The following is a 25,509-nucleotide window of genomic DNA, read 5'->3' as shown; positions in this document are numbered from 1 at the left end:
GTTTTTGTACACCCGACCAACTCGCCCGCGACCGATCGCGGTACGCGGTGAGCAAGAACGGTCGGGCACGGCGACCGTCCGACGACGGATACTGATCACATGACAGAGACCGGTCGCGACCGGATACGCGAACTCCTCGATGCGGTACTCGACGACGAACACCACACGCTCGATGACATGGCGACGGGCGCCCACGCGTCGGCGTTCCATTTCAGTCGTCAGCTCGCGCGCCACACCGGCGAATCCCCGGTCGCACTCCGACGGCGCGTGATGCTCGAGCGCGCGGCATGGCAGTTGCAGCGCGGACAGTCGGTCACCGATACCGCGTTCGCGTCGGGGTATGAGTCGGTCGAGGGCTTCGCTCGTGCATTCACCCGGGCATACGGTCATCCGCCGAGCCGTTCCGGATCGCGCACCGAGCACGGCCACTGGCTGCCGTCACCGAACGGCATCCACTTCCACTCCCCGACCGTTCTCTACATCGACAACGGCGGGCCGTCCGAAGAGTCCGCCGGCAATGTGGTGGCATTGATGGTGCGCCACGATCTCGACGACATCGATGCGCTGCTGGCCGCCGCCAAGGACATCGATGATGCCCCCTATGCCGAGGTCCGGTTGCCCGGACACCGTGTCCTGTCCTGGGCCGGCCCGGACGAGACGATCGCCGACGTCCTCACGCACCTCGTCGCCGACAAGGCCCCCTGGATGGCAAGTATCGACGGAGCCGACGAACCGGGCCTCGACGGCCCCCACGACGTGCCTGCACTGATCGAGTTGCACGAGGAGATCGCGCCCCGATGGCTCGCATTGACCCGAGACATCGAGCGGCGTGCGGCGTGGGCCGACCGCATCGTCGACGCCATCTGCGAGCCTCCGGAATCCTTTCTCCTGTCACAGATCTGGTCACACGTCCTGACCTTCTCCGCGCATCGTCGCCAATTAGTCCGGTGGATGCTCGCCGACGCTGGAATCGATGTGCAACCGCTCGACCCCGACCCCATCATGTGGCATCGACATCGATCCGGAGGATTCGCATGAACCCCACCAGAGTTCGCTACTACACCGCAAGCACGCTCGACGGCTACCTCGCCGACGAGAACGACTCTCTCGATTGGCTTCTCACACAGCCGATCGACGAGGAGGGTGCAATGAACTACGGCGCCTTCATCGCTGACATCGGATGTCTCGTGATGGGCGCGACGACCTACCGATGGCTGCTCGACCACGAGATGGCCGAAGGGAACCCGTGGCCGTACGACATTCCGTGTTTCCTGTTCACTCACCGCGACCTCACCCCGATCTCGGAGTCGATCCGGATCGTCTCCGGTACACCGGAACACCATCATGATGCGCTGGTCGAGGCAGCGGTCGGCAAGGACATCTGGGTTGTCGGGGTGGTGATCTGGCAGGCCAGTTCGCCGAGGCCGGATTGCTCGACGAGGTGATCGTGTCCATCGCTCCGGTCACCCTCGGTGCCGGACGGCCGCTGTTCCCACGGCGATTCGACCTGGAGCTCCTCGAGGTCGACCGCAATCGTGCCTTCGTGTGCGCACGGTATGGCGTGGTGGGGCCACGGAAGCCGGCGGAGTGATGCGGCGTCCACTTTCCGACCGTCTGGCCGCCGTCGTCGACGCCCTCCCGCTCCGCCCGGGCATTCGAGTGCTCGAAGTAGGGTGCGGTCCCGGTGCCGCGGCACGCGAAGTGGCGCGTCGTGTCGGACCACTCGGCCATGTGCTGGCCATCGACAGATCAGAGCGCGCCATTCGCCGGGCGATCAGCGGGTCGACCGACCTGATCGCGTCGGGAGTCATAGAGTTCTGTTGTGCGGCAGTCGAAGAACTCAGGCTGCCGGATCAGACGCCACCGTTCGACCTCGCCTTCGCGATTCGGGTGGGCGCCTTCGACGGCCGTCATCCAGAGATCGCTGCGGCGGCACTGGTGCGGGTGCAGGATGTACTCGTCCCGAACGGTCAGCTGTGGGTCGACGTGCCGGACGGGACGGCGGCAGTGGTCTCGATACGTCCCTCGCCTGGCGGCTCGGGACTACTCGACCAGCGGGGATGCAGGCTCGGCCAGCGGTGACAGACAACTCGACCAGCGGGGATGCAGGCTCGGCCAGCGGTGTAGACGGCTCGCGCTCACGCGTCGCCGACACCCATCTGCCGGCTCGCGTCGAGACCGCGGGCCCATCGGGGCATGATGAAGATGCCCTCGGCCTCGGCGCACAGACCGTCGGCAGTCGAGATCGTCCCGCTGGCAAACGATTTGTGACCCTCGGTGCGGTCCAGGCGACCCTCGACGCGGAGGGATCCGAGCGGCGTCCCCTTCCGGTAGCGGATCGTCAAGGTCCCCGTCATGCCGGGCGCCCCAGCATTCACTGCCGCATTGCCGAGAACCTGATCGAGAATGAGTGCGATGACCCCACCGTGCACCAACCCGGGAGGGCCCTCGTACTGCGGTCCGAGGTGTAACTCCGACCAGACGTGGTCGGGCTCGGCGTGGAACTCGACGGGCGGTGCGATCGGATTGCGGATACCCTCCACCGCATTTCCCCAGTTCCGCAGCCGCCCATCGGAGTTGAAGCGCAAGCCGAACGACGCATCGATCCGGCGTCGCTCGAGGATCTCCGTGGCCGCATCGATGTGCCGACGCGCTTCGGCGAGATCGTCGTCGTCGACGTCCGTCACCACCGTCGCGGCGACCAGGGAGCGCACACTGTCGCCGATCTCCCTCGCCCGCTCGATCTGCCGCGTCAACTCCTCGGCCGGGATCTCCTCGGTGATGTACCCGCTCATCGTTCACCTCGCACTGTTCGACAGGGCCCGAAAACCCACGCTATCCCACCGGCGAAGCACCTCATGGTGTCGGTGACGACCATCGTGATCGAACGAGAACACGTTCTCGTTCTTGCTAGGCTTGCGCCATGGCACGGATCGGCGACTTCGCAGACGACGACATCATCGGGTGGCTCGGCCTCTCGCCGGCGCTCGGAGGTGCGCTCGGCTCCTATGCCGACGCGGTCTACAACAAGAGCCGGCTCGACCCGCGCACTCGCGAGCTGGCACGAATGGTGATCGCGGGTCACAACGAATGCGCCGTGTGCCGCAACACCCGCGCCGAGGCCAGCGGGCTCGACGAAGAGTTCTATCGTCATGTCGGCGAGTGGGCCACCTGGCCCGGGTACTCCGATGGTGAACGCGTCGCAGCGGACTTCGCCCATCGATTCGCGACCGATCACATAGGTCTGCGCGAAGACGAGCACTTCTGGGAACGGTGTTGCACCGTCCTGTCGGACGAACTGGTCGTCGATCTGGCGTTGTCGTGCGCGTTGTGGCTGGGTCAGGGACGCGCCCTCCGCGTTCTGGACGTGGGCCAGGCGTGCCGATTGTCGATCTGACCGCCACTGTGCCCGATCGCACCGCCCGGTAGCCTCACCACCATGAACGATCAACAGTGGAATGCGTTCGAGGTCTCGATCTCCGAGTTCGTCGCGGAGGTGACCTTGACAGGGCCGGGTAAGGGCAACGCGATGGGGCCTGATTTCTGGCGCGAACTCCCCGAGATCTGTGCGCAGCTCGATCGTGACGACGACGTGCGCGCGATCGTCCTGACCGGAGCGGGATCTCACTTCTCCTACGGTCTCGACCTTCCGGCGATGGCGGGCGACCTCGGAACGGTGCTCGCCGAAGGCGCCAAAGCGCGTCCGCGGACCGAGTTCCACGACATGGTGCGTCGCATGCAGGGCGCGATCTCGGCCGTGGCCGACTGCCGCAAGCCCGTCGTGGCGGCGGTGTCGGGCTGGTGCATCGGTGGCGGCGTCGACCTGATCAGTGCAGCCGACATCCGGTATGCGGCTGCCGACGCCAAGTTCAGCGTGCGCGAGGTCAAGGTGGCCATGGTCGCCGATGTCGGCAGCTTCGCACGCCTGCCCCAGATCATCGGCGACGGACATCTGCGTGAACTCGCGCTGACCGGCAAGGACATCGACGCCGATCACGCGTTGCGGATCGGACTGGTGAACGATGTCCTACCGGATCGCGACGGCGTGCTGGCCGCGGCGCGAGCGACCGCAGCCGAGATCGCCGCGAATCCGCCGTTGGTGGTGCAGGGCGTGAAGTCGGTGCTCGATCACAGCCGGCGCCCGGCCGTCGACGACAGCCTCCGGTACGTCGCGGCGTGGAACTCTGCCTTCCTGCCGAGCGACGACCTCACCGAAGCCATCAGCGCCGTGTTCGAGAAGCGGCCCCCGGAGTTCCGGGGCGCCTGAGCGCGGAGCCACCGTCCGCCGCGGGTCTCTCCCCGGCGGGCGGTCCCGCACCCGCATCAGACCAGAGCGACCGGCTCGAGCAGGAAGACCGGGATCTCACGCTCTGTTCGTGCGACGTAGAGGTCGAAGTTGGGCCAGACCTCGACCATCCTCGCCCACGCCTTGCCGCGTTCGTCGCCGTCGAGCTCGCGCCACGTCACCGTCTCGTACTGCCCATGATGGCCGACCTCGGCGGTGTCCGCGGAGCGCAGATTGAAGACCCACTGCGGCATACGTGGCCCCCCGAAATACGATCCGGCGATCAGCCAGCCGTTCTCGGTCGGCACCGCCAGCAGGCGGGTCGACCGCACCACCCCACTGCGTCTGCCGGCGACCCGCAGCGTGATGTTCGGCAGTCCACCGATGTCGAGCAAACCGTACTTCTGGCCGGTGATCCGTTGCACCGCACTGTCGACCACGACGATCTGCGGTAGCAGTCGTGGCATCCAACTGATGGAACCGATCTTGATCGCCAACGGCGTGAGGGCGCCCATGCCCCAAGTGTTGCATTCGACCGCCGCTGCTTCACCTCGGCGTGCCGCGCCACACCCATATCCACAGGCCGCGAGACCTGTGGATGGCCGATCTCACATCCGTGCCGGGCGGTGAATGATCGCGGCATGACACATGACAACTCTGCGCGACCCGACATCAGTACCGCCCACGATCCCATCTACACGGCCGTCGACCTCCACCGACGCTGGCGTCTGCTGATGGAGCCGCTCGGCTTCTCCGAAGTCCTGTTGTGGTTCACGTTCATCGACGCCGATCACCTCCAGGCGCCCGCACTGAACCAATTGCCGATTCCCACGAGTCCTGACCCGTTTCTCTCCGACATCCTGATGAGCCGTCTGGCGGAGACACTCGCAGAGATGCCGGATCTGTCCGTCGCCCTGCTGCTGTCCCGGCCGGGCAGCGACGGTGTGACCGATGACGACATGGCCTGGGCACGCGTACTGACCGACGACGCCGTCCGCCATGGCGTGACCCTGCACCCGATCCATCGTGCGAACGACGTGGAGCTGGTCCCGCTGACGGTAGCCACCGACTCGGCTGCCTGACGCGCAGTCGCCGGCCGTTGGAACGGGCCTGCAGGCCGGGTAGCTTGACCCGTGAGTGCCGGTGACCCGACACCGGCACAAAGCCACACGGAGATCGGACGGTCATGGCACGACGTATCCTGCTCGACGGTGGGCAGACCGGGACTCGCGTGCGGATCGTCGGTCAGACGTCGAGCACCGATCACGCCGCGGGACCAATCCGGACCGACCGGCCGGTGGTCCCGCAGATCGCCCGTGCGGCAAGCGAAATACTCGCTGCGGCAGGAAGTTCGGTGGACGAATTGGCGGCAGGCGTCTCAGGGCTCACCCCGGACGCGACGCGCCCGGAGGAGCTTCGAGACGCGGTGGCCGACCTCGGCATCGGTTCGGTCGCGCTGGCCCACGACTCGGTGTCGGCGTACCTCGCGGCCAACGGCCTGTCGCTCGGCGCCGTGACGGCGGTGGGCACCGGTGTCGTCACCCTCGGGGTCGGCCGGTCCGGCACCGCGCGTGTGGACGGCTGGGGCCACCTGGTCGGCGATGCCGGGAGCGCATATTGGATCGGACGGGCAGGTCTCGAGGCGGCCCTGCGCTCCTTCGACGGCCGAGGGCCCGAAACCCGACTCGAGTCGTCGGCGCGCGAACGGTTCGGACCGCTGCCCGAGCTCTACATGGCGTTGCAGGGAGACAGCGATCGGGTGCGTCGTACCGCCGGATTCGCCAAGGCGGTCGACGATGCGGCCCGCGCCGGTGACCAGGTCGCTCTCGCGATCAACGACCGGGCGGCCGCTGAGCTGGCCGCCTCGGTCTCGGCCGCACTGCGCCGCAGCGGGCACCGGCGCGACGAGCAGGCGCGGGTCAGCTGGATGGGTCAGGTGCTGACCCGCAACGAGCAGATCCGAACACGGTTCGTCGAACTGCTCGGCGGCGCAGTGCCGGGTGTCGCCGTCGAGGCGCCGCATGGCGAACCACTCGACGGCGTCGGGCTGCTGCTCGACCTACCGTCGGGACATCCGCTGACCGGCCAGGTGCACCGCGCGTAACGGGGTCCCGGCCGGTCCGCAGGTCTGAGCCCTCAGGACGCGGAACCGAGCGACTCGGTCAGTGTGCCTGCGAGCAACTTGGCGAACTCGGCCGGATCGCCGAGCTCACCTCCCTCGGCGATCACCGCCATTCCATAGATCAATTTCGCTGTCGCAGTGAGGGGCTCGTGGTCGTCGGAGGACCGGAAGGCGTCGTTCAAACCGGCGATCAGCGGATGACCCGCGTTGATCTCGAGGGCCCGCTTCGTCTTCGGTAGCTCCTGCCCCGACGCACGATAGAGCTTCTCCAGCTGCGGCGACATCGAGAACGTGTCGCCGACCAGGCATGCCGCCGACTCCGTGAGCCGGGACGAGATACGAGCCTCGTTGACATCCTCGGAGAGGGTCTCGGCGAGCCAGTCCAGCAGGCCCGAGAACTCCTCGGCCTGCTTTTCCTTGTCCGCCTTGGCTTTTTCGGTGTCGGCGTCGTCGGTCGACGCGGCATCGACATCGTCGAGGTCCACCGCACCCTTGGCGATCGAGGTGAAGGACTTGCCCTCGAACTCCAGACCGCTGGTCACCCACATCTCGTCCACCGGATCGGTCAGCAGGAGGACCTCGATCCCCTTCGCACGAAACGCCTCGATGTGCGGTGAGTTCTCGATCTGCTGGCGGGTCTCGCCCGTCATGTAATAGATGGTGTCCTGCCCACCGCGCAGCCGCGCGACATAGTCGGCCAGCGTGGTGAGATCCTCAGCGGAATCCGTCGACTCGAACGACGACGCCTTGAGGACGGCATCTCGATTGTCGAGGTCGTTGACCAGCCCCTCCTTCCACACCCGGCCGAAGTTCTGCCAGAACGTGCGGTAGTCATCCGGCCGCGAGCCGCGCATGTCGCTGACCGTCGAGATCACTCGCTTGGTGAGTCGGCGACGGATCGCCCTGATCTGGCGGTCCTGCTGCAGGATCTCTCGCGAGACGTTGAGCGACAGGTCGGACGCGTCGACCACGCCCTTCACGAAGCGGAGGTACTCCGGGATGAGCTCCTCGCAGTCGTCCATGATGAAGACGCGCTTGACGTAGAGCTGAACGCCCGAGGTCCGTTCCCGCATGAACAGGTCGAAGGGCGCCTGCGTCGGGATGAAGAGCAGCGCCTGGTACTCGAAGGTGCCCTCCGCCTTCAGCGTGATGACCTCGAGCGGCTCATCCCAGGCGTGACTGACGTGACGGTAGAACTCGTGGTACTCCTGCTCGGTCACCTCGTCGGAGGATTTGGCCCACAACGCCTTCTGCGAGTTGATGGTCTCGCTGACGATCTCGGTGGTCGGCTCGGCCTCGGTGTCGTCGTCACCATCGGTCTCCGGCGCGGGGACCGTCTTCTCCACGTCCATCCGGATCGGCCACGCGATGAAGTCCGAGTAGCGCTTGACGAGCTGACGCAACTTGGCCGGGTCGGTGTAGTCGTACAGATGATCGTCGGTGTCCACCGGCTTCAGCGCGAGGGTCACAGAGGTCCCCTGCGGTGCGTCGACCACCTCGTCGAGCGTGTACGTGCCGTCGCCTGTCGATTCCCATCGGGTCCCGGTGTCCTCGCCGGCGTGACGGGTGACCAGGGTGACCCGGTCGGCGACCATGAAGGTCGAGTAGAAACCGATGCCGAACTGTCCGATCAACTCCTCGGAGGCAGCCGCATCCTTGACCTCGGCCAGCTTGCGCCGGAGCTCGGCGGTGCCGGAGCGAGCGAGCGTGCCGATCAGTCCGATGACGTCGTCGCGCGACATGCCGATGCCGTTGTCGCGCACCGTGAGGGTGCGGGCTTCCCGATCGGCGTCCAACTGAATGTGCAGATCGGAGGTGTCCACCTCGAGGCTCTTGTCCTGGAGCGATTCCAATCGGACCTTGTCGAGCGCGTCGGATGCGTTGGAGATCAGTTCACGTAGGAAGCTGTCCTTGTTCGAGTAGACCGAATGGACCATGAGATCCAGCAGCTGCCGGGTCTCGGCCTGGAACTCGCGAACCTCTGTTTGACCACTCACGATTACCTCCGCGTCAGAGTCATTGTCGGAGCCGCATATTACCGATCAGCCGATTGGCTACTCTGAAGTGGGTCGGCCCACTCACCGGCCGTCCGCACACTGCCGGAAGTCCCGCAACAGGAAGACAGGTGCATGGCTCCTCCTCGTCTGTTGTTCGTGCACGCGCACCCCGACGACGAATCGCTGTGGACCGGCGGCGCCATCGCCCGCCACACTTCCCGAGGGGGCGACGCCGACCTGGTCGTGTGTACCTGGGCCGCGGGCACCGGACGGCACACGGAGTTGGTGGAGGCCGCCCGAACACTCGGACTTCCGCGCCCTCCGATCATGCTCGGTTATGCCGATGACCGCGTGCCCGACTCCGCACCGGATTCCGTGCGATTCTGTTCGGCACCCCTCGACGCCCAGGTACGGACGCTGGTGGAGCACATCCGGCGCCTACGCCCGGACGCCGTCGTCACCTACGACGCGATCGGCGTCTACGGCCACCCCGATCACGTGCACGCACACCGGCTCGCCACCGTGGCGGCCGACGCCGCCGCATCAGGCGGGCTGTACCGATCAGCGGGCGAAGCCTGGCGGGTGCGTTCCATGTACTTCGTGACGATCGCCCAGTGGATGGTCGACGACGTGCAGCACGATCTCTTCGCCGACCTGCCGCCGAAGTATCTGCCGGGCACCCCGGAGGACGATGTCGACCTGGTGCTCGACGTCTCGCAGTGGCGCGACCGCAAGGCGGATGCCATTTTCTGTCATCGAACCGAACTCGACCGCAGCCGGACGATGAAAGCCCTGATGAGCCTCCCGCCCGAGCGGCGCAGCCGCCTGCTGGGGACCGAGTGCTTCCTACGTCGTGACCTCGTCCCCGGTGGCGTCGACCTCGAGTGACCGCACCTGATCAGGTCGCTTCGGGCGCCTCCACGACCCGGATCGGTGACCGCAGCCCGCTGGCACGCTGCACACGACGCGCGACGGCGGCGGCCAGAATCTCCGGAGACCCGACGATACGGACCCGTCGTCGAGCGCGGGTGACAGCGGTGTAGAGCAACTCGCGGGTGAGCAGTTCGGACCCCTCCGGCGGCAGGATGACGGTCACACCGTCGAACTGGCTGCCCTGGCTCCGGTGGATCGTCATCGCATACATCGGCACCGCATCCGCGAGTTGAGTCGGATGCAATGCGAAGATCTGCGCGCCGCGCCGGAACACGACCTTCAGCGCATCGGTGTCCGGCTCCGGGGCAGCAAGGGTTCCCTCGGCACGGCCCGTCCGGACCACCACCCCACTGTCGCCGTTGAACGTGCCCGCCTGCCGGTCGGTCGCGGTGACCAGAATGGGCTGACCGGCCTCGCGTGATGTCGAGTCGAGCGACAGATGCGGTGGGTGGTCCGGGACGTCCGCCAGCCATTCGACGACCCGGTGCGACCATCCCTGGACGCCCCAGACACCCTCCCGGTGTGCACACAGCACCCGGTGCCCGTCGAGGGCGTCGAGCGCACCGTCCGCATCGGCCGCCATCGCGGCGGCGCGCAGGGCGGTTCCCCAGGCCACGACATCGGTACGCACCTCATCGAGGTCATCGGCTGCGACCAGGGTCACGTCCGCGAGGGACGGATCGCCGACCAGGTCGAGAACGGAGTCCGTATCTCCGCGGTTGATGGCCGCGGCCACCCTGGCTATGCCGCCCCCGAACCGGTGCCCCCGACGCAGCGTGACGACACCGCGTTCGACCCGGTCGCGGTCGGAGATCGTCGACATCACGTCCTCGTCGAGAACCCCGCGCGGAATCGGAGTGGGGGCCGCCGCGTCATCACGATCGACGAGATCGGCAAGGACCGCGCCCGCCTCGACCGACGCGAGCTGATGTGGATCGCCGACCAGGATCACCCGGGCGTCCGGGCGCACCGCGTCGAGCAGTTTGCTCATCGCAGTCATCGACAACATCGAGGTCTCGTCCACCACGACGACATCGTGTGGGAGCTTGTTGCCTCTGCCGAACCGTGGAGCCGATCCCGGACGCCAGCCCAGCAACGAGTGCACGGTCACCGCGTGCACCGATCGCGGCGCGGCCTCGTCGGCCGACACCGCCGCCTGCAATTGAGCCGCCGCTCGACCCGTCGGCGCGCAGAGCCCGATTCGGGCACTTCCCCCGGCGAGCCGATCCAACACCGCCAGGATCCTGGCGACCGTGTATGTCTTGCCTGTGCCCGGCCCACCCGCGACCACCAGTGTCCAACTGACGGCAGCCATCTGGGCCGCGATGCGCTGTAGATCCGCGTCGCCGGGATCCGCCGGGCCGAAGACCGCTTCCACAGCCGACGTCACGTCGGACACATCGACATCGGGGCGGGACGCACGGCGTTCGCCCAGCACCGAGCGGATCAGTTCCTCCTGGCGAAAGTACTTCCGCAAGTAGAGCAACGGACCGTCGTCTGAGGTGGCGAGGACCAGCGGCCGCAAGGGTCCGGTCTCGCCACCGCGAACCAGGACACAGTCCACCAACGCTCGTTCCAGCTCGTCGGGCGACGGCAGCACCTCGGCGACGGCAGCGTCGTCGGCGCCGATCTCCGGGACCCGTCCGATGGCCAGGCACGTCGACCCCTGTCGCACAGCCCGCACCGCCAACGCCGTCGCGATCTGCGCGGCGTCGCTCACGTGTCCACCACTCAGCAGCACGAGGCGTCGGGTGACATGGACGTCCGCGGCGTCGAGCACACCCCGGGAGTTCAGGAGTCCCAGCGTGCCATCTCCTGAGGCAACCGTCCGGGGATCGGACGTGGTGCGGACCGGCCGCGACCCCTCTGGGTCCCGTCCGCTCGTTCCGTCGGACTGCGTGATGGTCATGCCGTCCCCTTCGCGAGCAGGTCCGAGAGCTCCTCGACCAACCGGGCCGGGACCTTCCATTCGAAGACACCGCACCCGGGCGGGGTGTCGGGACCGACCATGCCCCGGACGAAGTGGTACTGCACGGGCCCGAGATGTTCTGCGGCGTCGTAGCCGCGCAGTCGCCACCGCAGATATCGATGAAGCGCAACCGAATACAGCAGAGCCTGAAGCGGATAATTGGCGCCCATCATCTCTGCGGCCATCGCATCGCGGTCGAAGTCTTCTGCGGCCAGGTCGCCGGGCCGCAATCTGTTGGTCTTGTAATCGACCACCACGAAGCGGTTGTCGGGGGTGCGCAGCACCGAATCGATGCTCCCGGTGAGGAAACCACGTATCCGTTGCGGTGGCATCTCCCGGAGCCGCGCACCGTAGTCGACGAGGGGGTCGTCGGCGGGGAGGTGACGGTCCATCAGATCGGCTATCGAGGCCATCGCGACGCCGGGCGGAGGCGTCGCCGTCGCCGATTCGGCCGTGAGGGGGAACTCGAAGTCCAGCTCGGCCAACCGGTCGACGGGGCGGACCTGCCAGAGATCGCCGAACCCCAATGGCGTGGTGAGCACGCCCACCAGCGCTGCCGTCAAGCGGTCGACATCGACGTCGACCATCCGAGCCTCGATCGCGGCGGTACAGAGTTCGCGCACGTGCGCGCTGATGTCGGCGGCATCGGTGTCGACGTATTCGAGTACCTCATGGACCAGGGTGCCGAACGCCGCACCGAACGGCATGCCGTTCATCAGAGATGCAGTGCCCTCGACCGGTTGTGCGGTGACCGCAGTGCCGTCCACCGCCTCCGCCGGTTCGTCGGCGATCAGACCGTCCGCCGCCTCGCTACCGGACGCCAGCGCCGGTTGATGGGCGTGATGACCGGCGGCGGCGACGATCGCCGAATACGAAGTGCGACGCCAACTCTGATCGATGGCACGGTCGAACAGGGCAACGGCCAATCCGCTCCGCGGACGCGCGGGTGGGCGCTGTGCCGCGGAGTCGGCGCCGTCGCGGCCCGCCACCTCCACCCGGATGAGGCCATCGGCACCACCGTAGCCGGTGAGTACACGACCACATGTGTCATCGTCAGGGACATCGAAGCTCTCCGGCACGGTCGCGGTATCCGGCTTGCGGCCGAACAGGAGCCGATGCAGTGCCGAGTTCTTCGTGAAGTACGCAGGCGCCCACCAGATCACCACTTGCGACTGCGCACGGGTGAGCGCGACGTACAGCAGGCGTAGCTCTTCACCCGCCGACTCGCTCTCGTGCCGTCGCCACCGCGCCTGATAGCCGGGCGCTTCCTTGCCGCCCACGTCGAGGATGCGGGCGCCCGAATCATCGTGGTAGGTGAAGGTCGCACGGTTGGAATTCCGTGTGCCGTCCCAGGCGAACGGCACGTACACGATCGGGAACTGCAATCCCTTGCTCCGGTGCACCGTCATGATCTGCACGGCCTCGGTGTCTCGGTCGAGCCGTCGGGTCTGGTCCTCGTGCCGCTGCCACCGGGTGGTGTCCGCGATCCGGTCGGCGAGCCATTCGATCAACGCGCTCACACCACACGAAGTCTCCATGACCTCGGCGTTGCACAGGGAAGCCACCTGGAGGAGGTCGGTCAATGCCCGTTCGCCGTCCTCGGCCGCGAGCACCCGCTCGGCAACCCCCATGCGATTCATCAGACGTTGTGACATCGCGGCGAATCCACCCTCGTCGAACACCCGGCCGAGCCCGTGCAGGGTCTCGGCCAATGCGGCGGTGTCGGATCCGTCGTCGGCGGACAGGTCCTCGGGGGCTCGGCCGACCAGTGGGCTGAGTGCGGCCAGCCGGACGAGGTCGGCGCGGGCCGGCTGTTCTATCGCCCGGATCACGGCGAGCCAGTGCCGCGCGGCCGCGGTGTGGAAGACGCTGGTACCGGACCCGATGACCGCTGCCACCCCATGATCCTGCAGATGGCGTTGCAGAGGCTCGATCGTCTTGTTCAGCGTGACGAGCACCGCGATATCGCCGGGTTCGACCGGGCGCACCACCCCGTCGACCTCGATGGCCGTGCCCGAGGCCAGCAACCCGGCGATATCCCGGGCGACATCGGCGATCACGCGGTCCCGCACGGCCCCGACCGCCGCGAACCCGCTGCGTCCGGTGACCGGGAATGCCTTGCGCGGGAACGCCCTCAGCCGGACCGGCGACATCCCGTCGATCCGGCTGCCGGAGCGGTCGGCACTCACCGGACGAACCACGATGTCGCGATGCCCCAGTTCCGCACCGCCGTACAAGCGCCCGAGGGCATCGACCAGATCACCGTCGGAACGGCGGTTCACATCGAGCGCACGAAGGGTGTCGGCCGAACCGACCGCCTGCAGATAACTCAGGACCTCGGCACCGCGGAATCCGTAGATCGACTGCTTGGGGTCACCCACCAGCACAAGCGTGCGATGACCGTGGAAACACCGCCGGACGATCTCCCACTGCTGCGGGTCGGTGTCCTGGAACTCGTCGACCAATACGGCCTCGAAAACCGACCGGATCCGTTCACACGCGGCCGGTCCCACCACCGGGTCGGTGACGATCCGGAACAGGATCATCTGGAGATCGTCGTAGGTGCGTAGACGCGACAACCGCTTGCGGTCTTCGATGATCTGCCGCACGCGGGCCGCGAACCGCACGCGTCGGGTCGCGACCGTCGCCTCGTCTCCGGTTGCACCGCCGAGGTCGTCGACCGTCGGAGCCAGGGCGGCGGCCGGCTGACGAACCGCGTCACGCGCGATCGACCTGGCGTCGGCGAGCGAGATCTCCGGGCGATCGGACCCCGCATACCCGCGGATGTAGGTATCGAGGGCGGCCTCGTCCACGAGATCGTCGACGTCCTCGACGATCTCGTGGACGAGTTCGCGTTCGCCGAGGAATCCCAAGGCGTCGAGCATCCGGTTGCAGAAGGTGTGTGTGGTCGCGATCGTCGATGCGTCGAAGTCCGACAGCGCCCGCACCAGACGCTCCCGACGCACGGTCACCTCGGCGTCGGTGCCGGCACCCAGATGACGAACGAGCGGATCGTCGGCCGTTCGACACCGCGTCGGATCTTGAAGCGCCCGAACGAGTTCGGCGACCCGCTCGCGCATCCGTTCGCGCAACTCCGCGGTTGCCGCACGGCTGAAGGTGACGAGCAGCAACTTGTCGATCGGCACGCCCTCGGCGATGAACCGCGCGCCCAAACCCACGATCGCAAAGGTCTTCCCGGTTCCGGCGCTCGCCTCCAGAACCGTGGTGCCGTCCGGCAACTCAGCCGTCACATCGAATGCGGTCGGTGCCGGCGTCATGTCATCGTCTCGTGATCCATGAGGGGCTCCCACACCCGCCGGGCGAGTCCGGCGAACACCGGATCCCCGACGTCGCCCGGCAGCGGTAGATCGCACCACCGGTGATCGCCCTGGAACACTTCGTCGGTCAGGACACCGAAGTCGACGGCCGCCGTGACGTCCCCGGTGTACGCCAACCGCAGGTACCGGTCCCGTCCGGCACCGAAATCGCCGTCGAAAGCCTTGCGGGCGGCCGGGAGCGCTCGGTCGACGCGGCCAGTTCGACGGTGGTGATCGGCGAAATCCGCGGCCGGGTCCAGCGGCAGCGGCAGCACCCGACGCAAACCCACATCCCGTATGGCGATCAGGTCGACGAGAACGGCAAGCGGGTCGTCGGGAACGGCGAACAACGACCGGGCGACGCCTCCCGACCGCCCGGTCCGGCGGGCCACCACCACGGCGGCCCGCATCGGAGATCCCGACTCGTCGCCGTGGTCCGCCGCGGCGAGGGCCAGGAGCCGTATCCAGGCTCCGAGCCGCTGCTTGGCCCGGAGTTTCGAATAGGTGGCGGTGACCGTGGTACCCGCGAAGATGTCGCCGACGGTGCCGTGGAGCCGGCGACCGTCCGGGAGGGGCACCACCACGTCGGTCGTCTGGGACTGGCCAGATCTGGCAGCGGAGGCGGCGTCGAAAACGGCCTCGACGTCCGCGGAGATGGCTTGCAACTCACGGGTCCCGAATGCGAACGGCGGCAACGTACCACGCCGGAGCTCAGCAGCCTGACAGTCTGCCAGATCGCTCCCGGCGAGCATCCGGGACAGGAACCGGTCGCCGATCCCCCAGCGGTCCAGGGCAGCCAGCTCGACGTCGAGTTGGTCGGCGTGGGGTCGTTCCTCGTCGGGAACCCGCACGCCGAGTCGTTGCCGGACGAATCCTTCGATCGGGTTGGTCAGGAAGCTGACGAGTGTGTCGAGGGCGATGTCGTCGGGTTCCGTCGTCTCCAGTCTGATGTCCGAGATCCGTCGCGCGGTCACCGGCGCGGCCCCCAGGGCACGCGCACCATCGAGGAGCGCTCGGTCGTAGGAGAACGGCCCGTCGACACCGGCGATCGCGCCCGGCACGAAATTGCGCTCGTCGAACCCGTGGAGCGTGTGCAGGCGGGTACAACCGGTCGCGTCGTCGGTGGCGGTACCGGTCGTGAGGGTGTGCACCGCGTCGACGAGCTCGCTCACCACGACGGCAGGCGGAACCCGTTGGCCGGAGACGGGATCGGCGCCCGTGTAGAAGAGCAGGAGGTTCTCCTGCGCGGCGCAGATGGCGTCCAGGAACAGCTGGCGGTCCTCGTCGCGCGGATTCCGCTCGCCCAGCAGGGGCGACCGACCAAGGATGTCGTCGCCGTCCGTGCGCTGCGCCCGCGGGAAAGCGTCGGCATCGACTCCCAGCAGCACGATCACGCGGTGCGGTACCGACCGCATCGGCACCATCGAGCAGACGGTGAGTTCACCGGTTCGGAAGTTGGAGCGGGTCGGCGTGGCGGCCACCAGCCCCGCCATCAGATCCCGGACATCGCCGAGACGCAGCGTCGTCGGCGTGTCATCCCGATCGGCACGCGGGTCGTCGAATGCGGCCGTGATCGATCGGATCGCCTGTGCGCGTTGCCATTCTTCGTCGAAGTCGGTCGCCACCAGGGCGTCGACGATGCCGATCAAGATGTCGACCCACCGCTGCGGGTGGTGGGTGCCGGCCAGATCGTGCAGCGTGGTCGACAGGCGGGTGACGAACTCCGCGAAACGCCCGGCGAGGTCGATCTCGGTGCTCTCCACACCCGCGAGCGGGAGGGCCGTGTCGAGCCACTCGCCGTCGGCCTCCTCGGCGACCGCACCGAGGAGAATGCGGTCGAGGCCGGCCTCGAACGTCCCCTGGCCGAAACCCGACAGCCCGAAGCGCGACCGCTGCGTGTCGTCGATCGCCCACCGGACATTGCTGCCCGTCAACCACTCCCGGACGATCTCGAGGTCGTCGTCTGACAACTCGAAACGCAGCCGGACCGGTGGTCGCCCGAGCAGGTCGAGGACGGCGCCCGCCGAGACACGCCCGGCGGCGAGTTCGACCACGGCAGCCACCACGTCGAGGACGGGATTCGTGTGTCGGAGACCACGATCGGCGAGCCTCACCCGCAACTCGAAGGCGGGGTGTCCCAGACCCGGCTGGCCGAAGGCACCGCGGATGAGAGGCGCGAAGTCCTCCACGTCCGGACACATGACGAGGACGTCACGGGGTTGCAGCGTCGGGTCGTCGGCGAAGAGATGGAGGAGCCGGTCCCGCAGGACCTCGACCTGACGTTCTGGTCCGTGGCAGGAATGTATCTCGACCGAATTGTCGAGGGGAACCACCCCGGCCTCGAGCCGGTCGTCACGGATCCCGGCCTGGAGCGCCGCCAGAACCGTGCCCTGCGCGGTGTCGGAAACCGGCCGATGGTGCAGGACATGATCGGCCGCCGGAGCCACCCGGCGCTGGAGTTCTTGGACGTCACGCGACAGGCTGGCGAGCAGTGGGTGCGCGAGGGCAGGCGGCCGGTGATCGGCACGTCGCGAGCTTGTCGACGGACCGGCCGCGTCGGCCACTGCCGCCCACAGAGCCGGGCCGGGGTGCGGGACGAACAGATGGACGTCGCGGTGGACGGCCAGTGCGCCGAGCACGTACAGCAGCGATTCGGCCACCCGGGTCGGCCCGAACACCGACAGCCGTTCCGGCAGCCCCGTCGCGTCCGCATCCTCGCGCACCACCGCGCAGACGTCGGTCAGCGATTCCGACGGATGCCGCTCCCCGATCTCGGCGCGGACCGCCCGCCAGAAGTCGGGCTGCCAGGCCAGGTCCGCGGGGAGCGCTGCTCCCATGCCGTCGGTGTCGTGGCCCACCGCCCAGGCACTCAGCATCGCCGGACGTTGTCGCCCGTAGTCGTCGAACAACTGCGCGATCTGCCGAGCTGTCGCAAACCGCCGGCCGCGGCGATGTTCATCGGCGCTGTCGCGGCCGTCCGCGCCGACATGCCGCGCGAGCACCGCGAGACGCGGATCGTCGATCATCTCGTCGAGTACCCGCAGCACCGGCCATGTCAGGGCCGCCGGACGCCAGCGTTCGCCCGCAATCGACCGACCCCTCTCGCGTGCCACCGGGGCCAGGCCGGCCCGGGCCAGCCCGTCGTCGATGACACGGTCGGTCAGTACCGCCGGCGACGAGAAGTCGATGTTCGCCGCCACGCCGTCGCCGTCGGGTCCCGATGTGCCCAGGCGCATTGCCAGACGCTGCTGCAGCCAGCGTTCCACCCCGGGCGCCGGCACCGACACGATCTCCGTGGCCATCGGATCCGCGAGCGGGGTACGCAACAGGTCGGCGAGGGCATCGGCGAGCGCATCGGTGCGTTCGGCGCGGTGCAGGTGGAACATGTGTCGCCCTCCAGCCTCCGGTCAGGTTCCGGTCAGGAGCGGACCGGCATCCCGGCGCCGACGACGAGTTGCCCTTCGAGGATCGACCGCACCGTGTCGGGCACCGGGGTCGGCCGACCGGTCTCGGGGTTCACCGAGACCATCGTCGTCTCGGCGACCGCGCACGTCGTCCCGGCCGGATCGACCAGCGTCAGCGACAGTGTGAACGAGGTGTTCCCGATGCGGCTCACACAGGAGCGGACGGTGACCGGGTCGAGCGAGTACTCGAGGACGGCGGTGTACACGATGTCCTGCCGTGCCACCAGGACCGAGAAGCCATCGGGTCGCTCGGGCAGCCATGTCGCGAACGACCGCACCCGGCACTCCTCGAAGATCCGGGCGAACTGCACATTGTTGATGTGATTGTTGATGTCCATGTCGCCGAAGCGCAGCTGGATGGGAACTTCGAGGTATTCGTCGGCCACGATCGCAAACCCTAACGCGTGCCTCCGACGGTGTGCCCGACGGACAGACGTTCGGGCGTCCGAACACGCCCGTGCACTGCGCCCACCGGGCGGCAGCGGGACCGTACACTCTCCGATGGGCAATGCAGGCGAGGGGGAGATCGTGATCCTGGAGACGGTTCGGCTACGGCTACGTCCGGTCGCGATGCACGACGTCGACTCACTGGTCGAGCTGGACAGCGATCCGGCGGTGATGCGCTTTGTCAGCGGAGGGATGCCCACGCCGCGCGAGGAGATCGAGGACTGGGTCTTGCCCCGCGCCCAGGCCGAGCACCGGGCCCACCGGACCGGCATCTGGACCGCCGTGGACCGCACCACATCGGCCTTCCAGGGCTGGTTCGCGCTCCGCACGCCCCGTCACAGCAATCGATCCGAGGTCGAGCTCAGCTACCGTCTCCGCCGCGACGCGTGGGGCCGGGGGCTGGCGACCGAAGCGGCCCACGCGCTGGTCACCATGTCGTTCCAGGAGATCGCCGCCGACCGCGTCTTCGCCAGCACGATGGCGATGAACACCGCGTCGCGGCGTGTGATGGAGAAGGTCGGCATGCGACTGTCGGCCATCCGCATGTCCGAGGACGGCGTGATGTTCCCGACGAGTGGCGGTGAGGTCGAGTACGAACTTCTGCGCAGTCACTGGGAAACACTCACGATGCGCTGGTCAGAGCCCGCCCTGCGGCCCTGGTCGCCGACCGTTCCCGCGGGGTGGACACACCGTCACGCCGGGGTCCCCGACCTGACGGCCTGACGACCTCCCCCGGCCGCGACGCGCCCCGGGGTCCTCATCGCGACCGGACTCCGAAGATTGACTACCGTTGTAGGTGCGCGGCAGCAGCCGACCTCCCAGCGACAGGAGATGTTCTCTGATGAGCAGCCCCACTCCGACCTCGGCGCGACCCCACGTGGTGATCGTCGGCTCCGGCTTCGGCGGACTCTTCGCGGCCCAGCGTCTGGCGAAGTCCGATGTCGACGTCACCCTCATCGCCCGGACCACCCATCACCTTTTCCAGCCGATGCTCTACCAGGTGGCCACCGGCATCGTGTCCGAAGGCGAGATCGCGCCGGCAACCCGCGTGATCCTGCGCAAACAGAAGAACAGCAAGGTGCTGCTCGGTGACGTCTTCGACATCGATCTCGAGGCGAAGACGGTGTCGTCCAGGCTGCTCGAGCGGATCACGGTCACCCCGTTCGACAGCATCATCATCGCGGCAGGCGCAGACCAGTCCTATTTCGGCAACGACCACTTCGCCGAGTACGCGCCGGGCATGAAGACGATCGACCACGCCCTCGAATTGCGCGGACGCATCCTCGGCGCGTTCGAGCAGGCCGAACTGTCCGACGATCCGGAGGAGCGCGCCCGCCTGCTGACCTTCGTCGTCGTGGGGGCCGGCCCGACCGGCGTCGAGCTCGCCGGCCAGATCTCCGAGATGAGCGACAAGACCCTGAAGGGCACCTTCCGCAACATCGACCCGACCGAGGCACGGGTGATCCTGCTCGACGCCGCGCCCGCCGTGTTGCCGCCCTTCGGCGAGAAGCTCGGCAAGAAGGCGGCTCGCCGTCTGGAGAGCATGGGCGTCGAGGTCCAGCTCAACGCCATGGTCGTCGATGTCGACTATGACGGCCTGGTCGTCAAGGACAAGGACGGCACCACCCGCCGGATCGAATCCCAGTGCAAGGTCTGGTCGGCCGGGGTGCAGGCGAGTCCACTCGGCAAGAAGCTCGCCGAGCAGTCCGGCGTCGAGCTCGACCGTGCGGGCCGGGTGAAGGTACTGCCGGATCTGTCCATCCCGGGATTTCCGTACGTGTTCGTGGTCGGCGACATGATGGCGGTCGACGGCGTTCCCGGTGTCGCGCAGGGAGCGATCCAGGGCGGGCGCTACGCGGCGGACGCCATCGTGGCAGGCCTGCGTGGTCAGACGCAGGACCAGCGCAAGCCGTTCAGCTATTACGACAAGGGTTCGATGGCCACGGTGTCGCGATTCAGCGCGGTCATGCAGGTGCCGATCCCGGGCACGAAGAAGACCTTCGAGACGGAGGGCTACTTCGCGTGGCTCGGCTGGCTCGCCCTTCACCTCGTCTATCTGGTGGGCTTCCGCAACCGGCTGAACACCCTCATCAACTGGTTCTTCGCGTTCAGCACGAGGGGCCGGGCGCAGCTCGCCGTCACCGAGCAGCAGGTCTACGCCCGTACCGCGCTGGGCGCCCTGTCCGAGCTGGAGAAGAAGTCGGTTCCGGAGGTCGAGGCGGAGTCCGCAGACGTGGCGGCCGCCCGTGCCGGTGCCGACGGCGATTCCGGCTCCGGGTCCGCCGCCGAGGCCAGCTGACCCCACACCGGACCGAGCCGCGCCTGCGCCGGGCGGTCAGAGGGCGATCGGAACCAGCTCGAGGTCGTCGCACAACGCCCGTGCCCGCGTGGTCGTCGGCGCCAGCGCGGTGGTGAGTGTCGCACCGTTCACGCCCGGCGGCCGGGCGAGTTCGAGCCGGGCCGCGTAGGCGTCGGTGGACACCTCGGCCGGTCGCATGTCGGGGTATCGGAACACGCTGCCGGCGGCCCGATGCCCGGTGGCCGCGGTTCCGCCCAGCATCAGTCGATGACGCAGTACCGGCGCACCACCGATGTCCACGCGCAACGAGCCCTCCCATCGGGCACGGGCCACGTGTTCGGGCAACTCGGTGGCGCGGCCGAGTTGCGCGTGCTCCGCGATGATCACGGTGGCGCCCGGCTGCGCCACGACGCTGGTGGAGCTGCGGTGATCGGCACCGCCGGCGATCACGATCGGCTCGGGATCGAGCAGTAGGCGCCCTCCGTCGGCGACGTCGACCGACCACTCCGACGTCGAATCGACACGGTCTGCCGACGGCAGCGCGATGGTCGCCGCGACGGTTCGCAGGTGCAGCACCGCACCCGCCTCCACCGTCACGCGGACCGTGATGGTGTCCCCGCCGAGCGGCGTCGCAGCGGTGCTGACGAGATGGGCCGACTCGGCCCCGGTCCGACGCAACGCGAGACCGCCCGACGCGCTCACCCGTGGTGAACGGCCACGCCGGGCCACGATCTCGATCTCGGTGTGCACCTGGAACTCAGCCAGCCACGGCGATCTCGGCGAGTTGCGCTCGCACCCACCCCAGGACGTCGGTCGCGGCCGGATCGTCGGTCAGTGAGATCATCGCGGTTGGTCGGCCCTCACGGACCCGCTCGGCGTCGGTTCGCATGACGTCGAGATCAGCGTGGACCTGTTCGGCCAGATCGGTCTTGTTGATCACCAGCAGATCGGAAAACGTCACGCCCGGACCGCCTTTACGTGGCACCTTGTCTCCCCCGGCGACGTCGATGACGAAGATCTGCACGTCGATGAGTCCGGTCGAGAACGTGGCCGTGAGGTTGTCGCCACCCGATTCCACCAGGATCAGATCCAGCGGCGGGTTGGCCGCGACGAGGTCGTCGATCGCGTCGAGGTTGGCAGTGATGTCGTCGCGAATCGCGGTATGCGGGCAGCCGCCGGTCTGCACCGCGGTGATCCGTTCGTCGGAGAGAACCGCGTTGCGCCGCAGGAAATCCGCGTCCTCGGTGGTGTAGATGTCATTCGTCAGCACGGCGACCGACAACTCGTCCCGCAACTGCCGGCACAACGCGGCGACGAGAGCCGTCTTGCCCGAGCCCACCGGCCCGCCCACGCCGATGCGCAACGCCTCTCCTGGTTCGCGGTGGCGGCGCGGCCGGGCGTGGTCGTGGCCGTGTGGTTCTCCGTCGATCAGATGCGGTGGCATGACGTCCTCTCGGTGGTTGTCGTCGTGTTGCAGAAGGTCTGGGTCGGGTGGTCGGAGACGGTGGCGCATCACCACCGTCCGCGTCACGACATGAACAGGGGCATATCGCGACGCTCATGGCGTTCGGCGAATACGTCGAGGGTCGGGTCGGAGAGGTCTGCGAGTCCGATCGCCGCCGCTGCCGCGACCCGCTCACATTCGGCGCCCAGATCGGCGATGATCACCGCGACGTCGGCGGGGTCGAGTGCCAGGAGTCGCTGGCCGGCGGTCGCCGACCCGCTCATCGTCGTGTACGCCAGGATCAACGCGGTGTGGAACCCGGACAATCGGGTCACCCTGCCGATGACCCCGCAGATCACCGGCAGATGGGTCTGGGGCGCATGCGCGGTCCAGTCCTCCTCCGGCCACATGCGCCGTGCCAGCCGTAGCATGCCCCTGCCCTGCGCCAACGAGGCCCGGCGCGCGGCCCCCGACGGTGTCCGGGCATCCGTTTCCCGTTCCGCCGCAGCCACTTCGAGCGTGCCGTCGGTCACGGCCGCGGTGATCGAGGCGGCCACGAGGCCACTCGTCGCGACGCGACGGTGCAGGAATCGCGCGAGACTCTCGGCGTCGACGACGACGCGATCGGCGACGGCCTGCTCGACGCCACCTGAGTGCACGTGGCCACCAACCGGAAGCCGGGAGTCGGCCAACGTGAGCATCATCGCCAGTTGCGAACGCGTTCCGGGGGTCTCGGGTTTCAATTCGTCGTCGCCGATCAGAACAGGAAGTATCGCTGCGCCATGGGCAGTTCGGCGACCGGCTCGGAATCCCACACCTCGCCGTCGACTCGCACGGTGAAGGTGTCGGGCTCCACCGAGATCGTCGGCATCGCCGAGTTGTTCGGCATGTCGGCCTTGCCGATACGCCGGGTGTCGCGGACTGCGACGAGCCTACGGTCGAGTCCGAGGGTCTCTTCGATCCCGGCGTCGAGCCCGCCCTGTGCGACGAAGCTCACCGAGGTGGCCGCGGCGGTCTTGGGCGCCGCGCCGAACATCGGCCGCGGCAACACCGGCTGCGGAGTCGGGATACTCGCGTTGGCGTCACCCATGGCGGCCCACGCAATCGCTCCTCCCTTGATCACCAGATCCGGGCGGACTCCGAAGAACGCCGGGTCCCACAGCACGAGGTCGGCGAGCTTTCCGGTCTCCACCGAGCCCAGCTCGTCGTCGAAGCCGTGGGCGATCGCCGGACAGATCGTGTATTTCGCGATGTATCTGCGTACGCGGTTGTTGTCGGCCGCATCGTCTCCCGGCAACGACCCTCGTTTCGACTTGAGCACGTGGGCGGTCTGCCAGGTACGCAGCACCACTTCGCCGATGCGGCCCATCGCCTGCGAATCCGATCCGATCATCGAAATCGCCCCGAGGTCGTGCAGGAGATCCTCGGCCGCGATCGTCGACGGCCGGATGCGGCTCTCGGCGAACGCGAGGTCCTCCGGCACGGTGGGGTTGAGATGATGGCAGACCATCAACATGTCCAGGTGCTCGTCGAGGGTGTTGACGGTGTGCGGTCGGGTCGGGTTGGTCGAACTGGGCAGTACGTTCGGATGCGCTGCGACAGTGATGATGTCGGGTGCGTGGCCGCCGCCCGCACCCTCTGTGTGGTAGGCGTGGATGCTGCGTCCGGCGATCGCTCCGATCGTCTGCTCGACGAATCCCGCCTCGTTCAGCGTGTCCGAATGCAGTGCGACCTGCACGCCGGTCTCGTCGGCGACCCGCAGGCAGGCGTCAATCGCGGCGGGGGTACTCCCCCAATCCTCGTGCAGCTTGAAACCCGATGCACCCGAACGGATCTGCTCATGCATGGCATCCGCGTTGACGGTATTGCCCTTACCCAGCAGGGCGATGTTCATCGGCCAGTGGTCGGTGGCCGCGAGGATCGACTTCAGGTGCCACGCACCTGGGGTCACGGTGGTGGCCTTGCTCCCCTCGGCCGGGCCGGTACCGCCGCCGACCAGGGTCGTGATGCCGTTGCCGAGTGCCTCGTCCATGATCTGCGGGCAGATGAAATGCACGTGGCAGTCGATCCCACCGGCCGTCAGGATCTTGCCGTTTCCGGCGATGATCTCGGTGGACGGCCCGATCACCAGGTCCGGGTGGACCCCGTCCATCGTGTCGGGGTTACCCGCCTTGCCCATCGCGGTGATCCGGCCGTCACGAATACCCAGATCGGCCTTGATGATCCCCCAATGGTCGACGATCACGACACCGGTGATCACGGTGTCGGGTGCCCCCTGCGCGCGGGTCGCCCGGCTCTGTCCCATCGATTCCCGGATCACCTTGCCGCCACCGAACACGGCCTCGTCGCCGGCTCGTCCCGGTCCGCCGGATCGGTCCTCGGTGACCTCGATCAGCAGGTTGGTGTCCGCCAAGCGGATCCGGTCGCCGGTGGTCGGTCCGAATAGTTGTGCGTAACGGTCGCGGCCGAGCGTCGCCATCAGCGCATCCCTTCGTGACGCCCGTCGGCGGTCTCCTGCGGTCCGAGACGCCCGGGCGCCTCCAGGGAGATGCCGTACACCTCGCGCGTTCCGCCGAGCGGCACGAGCGAGACCGTCATCTCGATCCCCGGTTCGAACCGCACGGCGGTCCCGGCCGGGATGTCGAGGCGACGGCCCCGGGCAGCGGACCGATCGAAGTCGAGCGCCGGATTGGCCTGCGGGAAGTGAACGTGACTCCCGACCTGCACGGGCCGGTCACCGGAGTTGACGACGACCAGGGACACGACGTCGGCACCCTCGTTCAGTTCGATGGTTCCGTCTGCGGCCATCACCTCGCCCGGCACGACAGAAGAGTGCATGTGCGACATCATGATCCTCTCGCGCGGCTAATCGATGGGGTCGTGCACGGTGACCAGCTTGGTCCCGTCGGGAAACGTCGCCTCGACCTGGACGTCGTGCAGCATCTCCGGGACACCGTCCATCACGTCGGCACGTCCGAGCACCTCGCGGCCCGACGTCATCAGTTCGGCGACCGAGCGGCCGTCCCGGGCACCCTCGAGCACGTGGTCGGTGATGATCGCGACGGCCTCGGGATGGTTGAGCCTCAGGCCACGGCCCTGCCGTCGACGTGCGAGCTCCGCGGCATACGAGATGAGCAACCGCTCCTGCTCATGTGGCGACAGTCGCAACGGACCGGATTCCCTCCTGGCGAAACGAATACAGCCGGGACAGCGCACGGTTGGTGCGTCGGCT

The 25,509-nt window shown here is 67.8% G+C and carries 22 protein-coding genes and 1 pseudogene; 10 read left to right on the top strand and 13 right to left on the bottom strand.

The features are described from left to right. Positions 1-99: 99 nt before the first annotated feature. The 3 genes and pseudogenes from GTV32_RS03485 (at position 100) to GTV32_RS03475 (ending at position 2,082) form a co-directional block, all read left to right on the top strand. Entirely contained in the window at positions 100-1,038 is a 939-nt protein-coding gene (locus GTV32_RS03485; RefSeq protein ID WP_161058954.1) for a helix-turn-helix transcriptional regulator, read from the top strand. Continuing rightward, positions 1,035-1,591, top strand: a pseudogene (locus GTV32_RS03480) (dihydrofolate reductase family protein). Before GTV32_RS03485 ends, GTV32_RS03480 begins: the two are co-directional and overlap by 4 nt. Next, on the top strand, positions 1,591-2,082 hold the full coding sequence (locus GTV32_RS03475; RefSeq protein ID WP_161058953.1) for a class I SAM-dependent methyltransferase: 492 nt from the start codon (positions 1,591-1,593) through the stop codon (positions 2,080-2,082). The pseudogene GTV32_RS03480 and the gene GTV32_RS03475 overlap by 1 nt, the downstream one beginning before the upstream one ends. Before the next feature lie 56 nt (positions 2,083-2,138). Here GTV32_RS03475 and GTV32_RS03470 read toward each other — a convergent pair whose 3' ends face one another. Beyond that, positions 2,139-2,795, bottom strand: a complete 657-nt coding sequence (locus tag GTV32_RS03470; RefSeq protein ID WP_161058952.1) for a PaaI family thioesterase — start codon at positions 2,793-2,795, stop codon at positions 2,139-2,141. Between the two features lie 128 nt (positions 2,796-2,923). Between GTV32_RS03470 and GTV32_RS03465 the strand changes: the two genes are divergently transcribed. After that, on the top strand, positions 2,924-3,397 hold the full coding sequence (locus tag GTV32_RS03465) for a carboxymuconolactone decarboxylase family protein (RefSeq protein ID WP_161058951.1): 474 nt from the start codon (positions 2,924-2,926) through the stop codon (positions 3,395-3,397). Between the two features lie 42 nt (positions 3,398-3,439). After that, positions 3,440-4,267: a crotonase/enoyl-CoA hydratase family protein gene (locus GTV32_RS03460; RefSeq protein WP_161058950.1), complete on the top strand. Its 828-nt coding sequence runs from the start codon at positions 3,440-3,442 to the stop codon at positions 4,265-4,267. A 56-nt stretch (positions 4,268-4,323) separates the two neighbouring features. On the opposite strand, the gene GTV32_RS03455 is transcribed toward GTV32_RS03460, so the two are convergent. Continuing rightward, positions 4,324-4,800, bottom strand: coding sequence for a nitroreductase family deazaflavin-dependent oxidoreductase (locus tag GTV32_RS03455; protein WP_161058949.1), 477 nt, complete (start codon positions 4,798-4,800; stop codon positions 4,324-4,326). Between the two features lie 126 nt (positions 4,801-4,926). Between GTV32_RS03455 and GTV32_RS03450 the strand changes: the two genes are divergently transcribed. Continuing rightward, on the top strand, positions 4,927-5,367 hold the full coding sequence (locus GTV32_RS03450; RefSeq protein WP_161058948.1) for a hypothetical protein: 441 nt from the start codon (positions 4,927-4,929) through the stop codon (positions 5,365-5,367). A 104-nt stretch (positions 5,368-5,471) separates the two neighbouring features. Then, positions 5,472-6,389 carry a BadF/BadG/BcrA/BcrD ATPase family protein gene (locus GTV32_RS03445; protein WP_161058947.1) on the top strand — a complete coding sequence of 306 codons (918 nt, stop codon included), beginning with the start codon at positions 5,472-5,474 and terminating at the stop codon, positions 6,387-6,389. 32 nt (positions 6,390-6,421) lie between these two features. Here the strand turns inward: GTV32_RS03445 and htpG are convergent, their stop codons facing one another. After that, a complete protein-coding gene (htpG, locus tag GTV32_RS03440; protein ID WP_161058946.1) occupies positions 6,422-8,404 on the bottom strand; it encodes a molecular chaperone HtpG in 1,983 nt (660 codons plus the stop codon). A gap of 132 nt (positions 8,405-8,536) precedes the next feature. Here htpG and GTV32_RS03435 point away from each other — a divergent pair, with 132 nt between their 5' ends. Beyond that, on the top strand, positions 8,537-9,292 hold the full coding sequence (locus tag GTV32_RS03435; RefSeq protein ID WP_161058945.1) for a PIG-L family deacetylase: 756 nt from the start codon (positions 8,537-8,539) through the stop codon (positions 9,290-9,292). Positions 9,293-9,302: 10 nt separating this feature from the next. On the opposite strand, the gene recD is transcribed toward GTV32_RS03435, so the two are convergent. The 4 genes from recD to GTV32_RS03415 are packed head-to-tail and all read right to left on the bottom strand — an operon-like array spanning position 9,303 to position 18,473. Beyond that, positions 9,303-11,246, bottom strand: a complete 1,944-nt coding sequence (gene recD, locus GTV32_RS03430; protein WP_161058944.1) for an exodeoxyribonuclease V subunit alpha — start codon at positions 11,244-11,246, stop codon at positions 9,303-9,305. Continuing rightward, a complete protein-coding gene (locus GTV32_RS03425; RefSeq protein WP_161058943.1) occupies positions 11,243-14,584 on the bottom strand; it encodes a UvrD-helicase domain-containing protein in 3,342 nt (1,113 codons plus the stop codon). Before GTV32_RS03425 ends, recD begins: the two co-directional genes overlap by 4 nt. Next, positions 14,581-18,009, bottom strand: a complete 3,429-nt coding sequence (gene recC, locus GTV32_RS03420; protein WP_161058942.1) for an exodeoxyribonuclease V subunit gamma — start codon at positions 18,007-18,009, stop codon at positions 14,581-14,583. Before recC ends, GTV32_RS03425 begins: the two co-directional genes overlap by 4 nt. A 32-nt stretch (positions 18,010-18,041) precedes the next feature. Further along, positions 18,042-18,473 (bottom strand): thioesterase family protein, encoded by a 432-nt coding sequence (locus tag GTV32_RS03415; protein WP_343287197.1) that lies wholly within the window; start codon positions 18,471-18,473, stop codon positions 18,042-18,044. 142 nt (positions 18,474-18,615) lie between these two features. On the opposite strand from GTV32_RS03415, the gene GTV32_RS03410 reads away from it, so the two are divergent. Continuing rightward, positions 18,616-19,257, top strand: a complete 642-nt coding sequence (locus GTV32_RS03410; RefSeq protein ID WP_161062310.1) for a GNAT family N-acetyltransferase — start codon at positions 18,616-18,618, stop codon at positions 19,255-19,257. Positions 19,258-19,375: 118 nt separating this feature from the next. After that, positions 19,376-20,833: an NAD(P)/FAD-dependent oxidoreductase gene (locus tag GTV32_RS03405; RefSeq protein WP_161058941.1), complete on the top strand. Its 1,458-nt coding sequence runs from the start codon at positions 19,376-19,378 to the stop codon at positions 20,831-20,833. Positions 20,834-20,869: 36 nt separating this feature from the next. Here the strand turns inward: GTV32_RS03405 and GTV32_RS03400 are convergent, their stop codons facing one another. The 6 genes from GTV32_RS03400 to GTV32_RS03375 form a co-directional block, all read right to left on the bottom strand. Beyond that, positions 20,870-21,583 (bottom strand): urease accessory protein UreD, encoded by a 714-nt coding sequence (locus GTV32_RS03400; RefSeq protein ID WP_161058940.1) that lies wholly within the window; start codon positions 21,581-21,583, stop codon positions 20,870-20,872. 7 nt (positions 21,584-21,590) lie between these two features. Next, a complete protein-coding gene (ureG, locus tag GTV32_RS03395) occupies positions 21,591-22,277 on the bottom strand; it encodes an urease accessory protein UreG (RefSeq protein ID WP_161058939.1) in 687 nt (228 codons plus the stop codon). A gap of 83 nt (positions 22,278-22,360) precedes the next feature. After that, complete coding sequence (locus tag GTV32_RS03390) at positions 22,361-22,981, bottom strand: urease accessory UreF family protein (protein WP_161058938.1); 621 nt, start codon at positions 22,979-22,981, stop codon at positions 22,361-22,363. 53 nt (positions 22,982-23,034) lie between these two features. After that, on the bottom strand, positions 23,035-24,756 hold the full coding sequence (locus GTV32_RS03385) for an urease subunit alpha (RefSeq protein WP_161058937.1): 1,722 nt from the start codon (positions 24,754-24,756) through the stop codon (positions 23,035-23,037). After that, on the bottom strand, positions 24,756-25,124 hold the full coding sequence (locus tag GTV32_RS03380) for an urease subunit beta (RefSeq protein ID WP_161058936.1): 369 nt from the start codon (positions 25,122-25,124) through the stop codon (positions 24,756-24,758). The genes GTV32_RS03385 and GTV32_RS03380 overlap by 1 nt, the downstream gene beginning before the upstream one ends. Positions 25,125-25,142: 18 nt before the next feature. Then, positions 25,143-25,445: an urease subunit gamma gene (locus GTV32_RS03375; protein WP_161058935.1), complete on the bottom strand. Its 303-nt coding sequence runs from the start codon at positions 25,443-25,445 to the stop codon at positions 25,143-25,145. Positions 25,446-25,509: the final 64 nt, after the last annotated feature.

This window comes from Gordonia sp. SID5947 (assembly GCF_009862785.1).
Classification (GTDB): Bacteria; Actinomycetota; Actinomycetes; order Mycobacteriales; family Mycobacteriaceae; genus Gordonia.
The sequence above is the reverse complement of the archived record's forward strand: the minus strand, read 5'-3'. Positions and strand labels throughout refer to the sequence as shown.

What these genes read in the sequence shown, in the direction of transcription:
- GTV32_RS03485 (WP_161058954.1), top strand. Translation starts at nt 100, where the DNA reads ATGACAGAGACCGGTCGCGACCGGATACGCGAACTCCTCGATGCGGTA.
- GTV32_RS03475 (WP_161058953.1), top strand. Translation starts at nt 1,591, where the DNA reads ATGCGGCGTCCACTTTCCGACCGTCTGGCCGCCGTCGTCGACGCCCTC.
- GTV32_RS03470 (WP_161058952.1), bottom strand. Translation starts at nt 2,795, where the DNA reads ATGAGCGGGTACATCACCGAGGAGATCCCGGCCGAGGAGTTGACGCGG.
- GTV32_RS03465 (WP_161058951.1), top strand. Translation starts at nt 2,924, where the DNA reads ATGGCACGGATCGGCGACTTCGCAGACGACGACATCATCGGGTGGCTC.
- GTV32_RS03460 (WP_161058950.1), top strand. Translation starts at nt 3,440, where the DNA reads ATGAACGATCAACAGTGGAATGCGTTCGAGGTCTCGATCTCCGAGTTC.
- GTV32_RS03455 (WP_161058949.1), bottom strand. Translation starts at nt 4,800, where the DNA reads ATGGGCGCCCTCACGCCGTTGGCGATCAAGATCGGTTCCATCAGTTGG.
- GTV32_RS03450 (WP_161058948.1), top strand. Translation starts at nt 4,927, where the DNA reads ATGACACATGACAACTCTGCGCGACCCGACATCAGTACCGCCCACGAT.
- GTV32_RS03445 (WP_161058947.1), top strand. Translation starts at nt 5,472, where the DNA reads ATGGCACGACGTATCCTGCTCGACGGTGGGCAGACCGGGACTCGCGTG.
- GTV32_RS03435 (WP_161058945.1), top strand. Translation starts at nt 8,537, where the DNA reads ATGGCTCCTCCTCGTCTGTTGTTCGTGCACGCGCACCCCGACGACGAA.
- recD (WP_161058944.1), bottom strand. Translation starts at nt 11,246, where the DNA reads ATGACCATCACGCAGTCCGACGGAACGAGCGGACGGGACCCAGAGGGG.
- GTV32_RS03425 (WP_161058943.1), bottom strand. Translation starts at nt 14,584, where the DNA reads ATGACGCCGGCACCGACCGCATTCGATGTGACGGCTGAGTTGCCGGAC.
- recC (WP_161058942.1), bottom strand. Translation starts at nt 18,009, where the DNA reads ATGTTCCACCTGCACCGCGCCGAACGCACCGATGCGCTCGCCGATGCC.
- GTV32_RS03405 (WP_161058941.1), top strand. Translation starts at nt 19,376, where the DNA reads ATGAGCAGCCCCACTCCGACCTCGGCGCGACCCCACGTGGTGATCGTC.
- ureG (WP_161058939.1), bottom strand. Translation starts at nt 22,277, where the DNA reads ATGCCACCGCATCTGATCGACGGAGAACCACACGGCCACGACCACGCC.
- GTV32_RS03390 (WP_161058938.1), bottom strand. Translation starts at nt 22,981, where the DNA reads ATGATGCTCACGTTGGCCGACTCCCGGCTTCCGGTTGGTGGCCACGTG.
- GTV32_RS03385 (WP_161058937.1), bottom strand. Translation starts at nt 24,756, where the DNA reads ATGGCGACGCTCGGCCGCGACCGTTACGCACAACTATTCGGACCGACC.
- GTV32_RS03380 (WP_161058936.1), bottom strand. Translation starts at nt 25,124, where the DNA reads ATGTCGCACATGCACTCTTCTGTCGTGCCGGGCGAGGTGATGGCCGCA.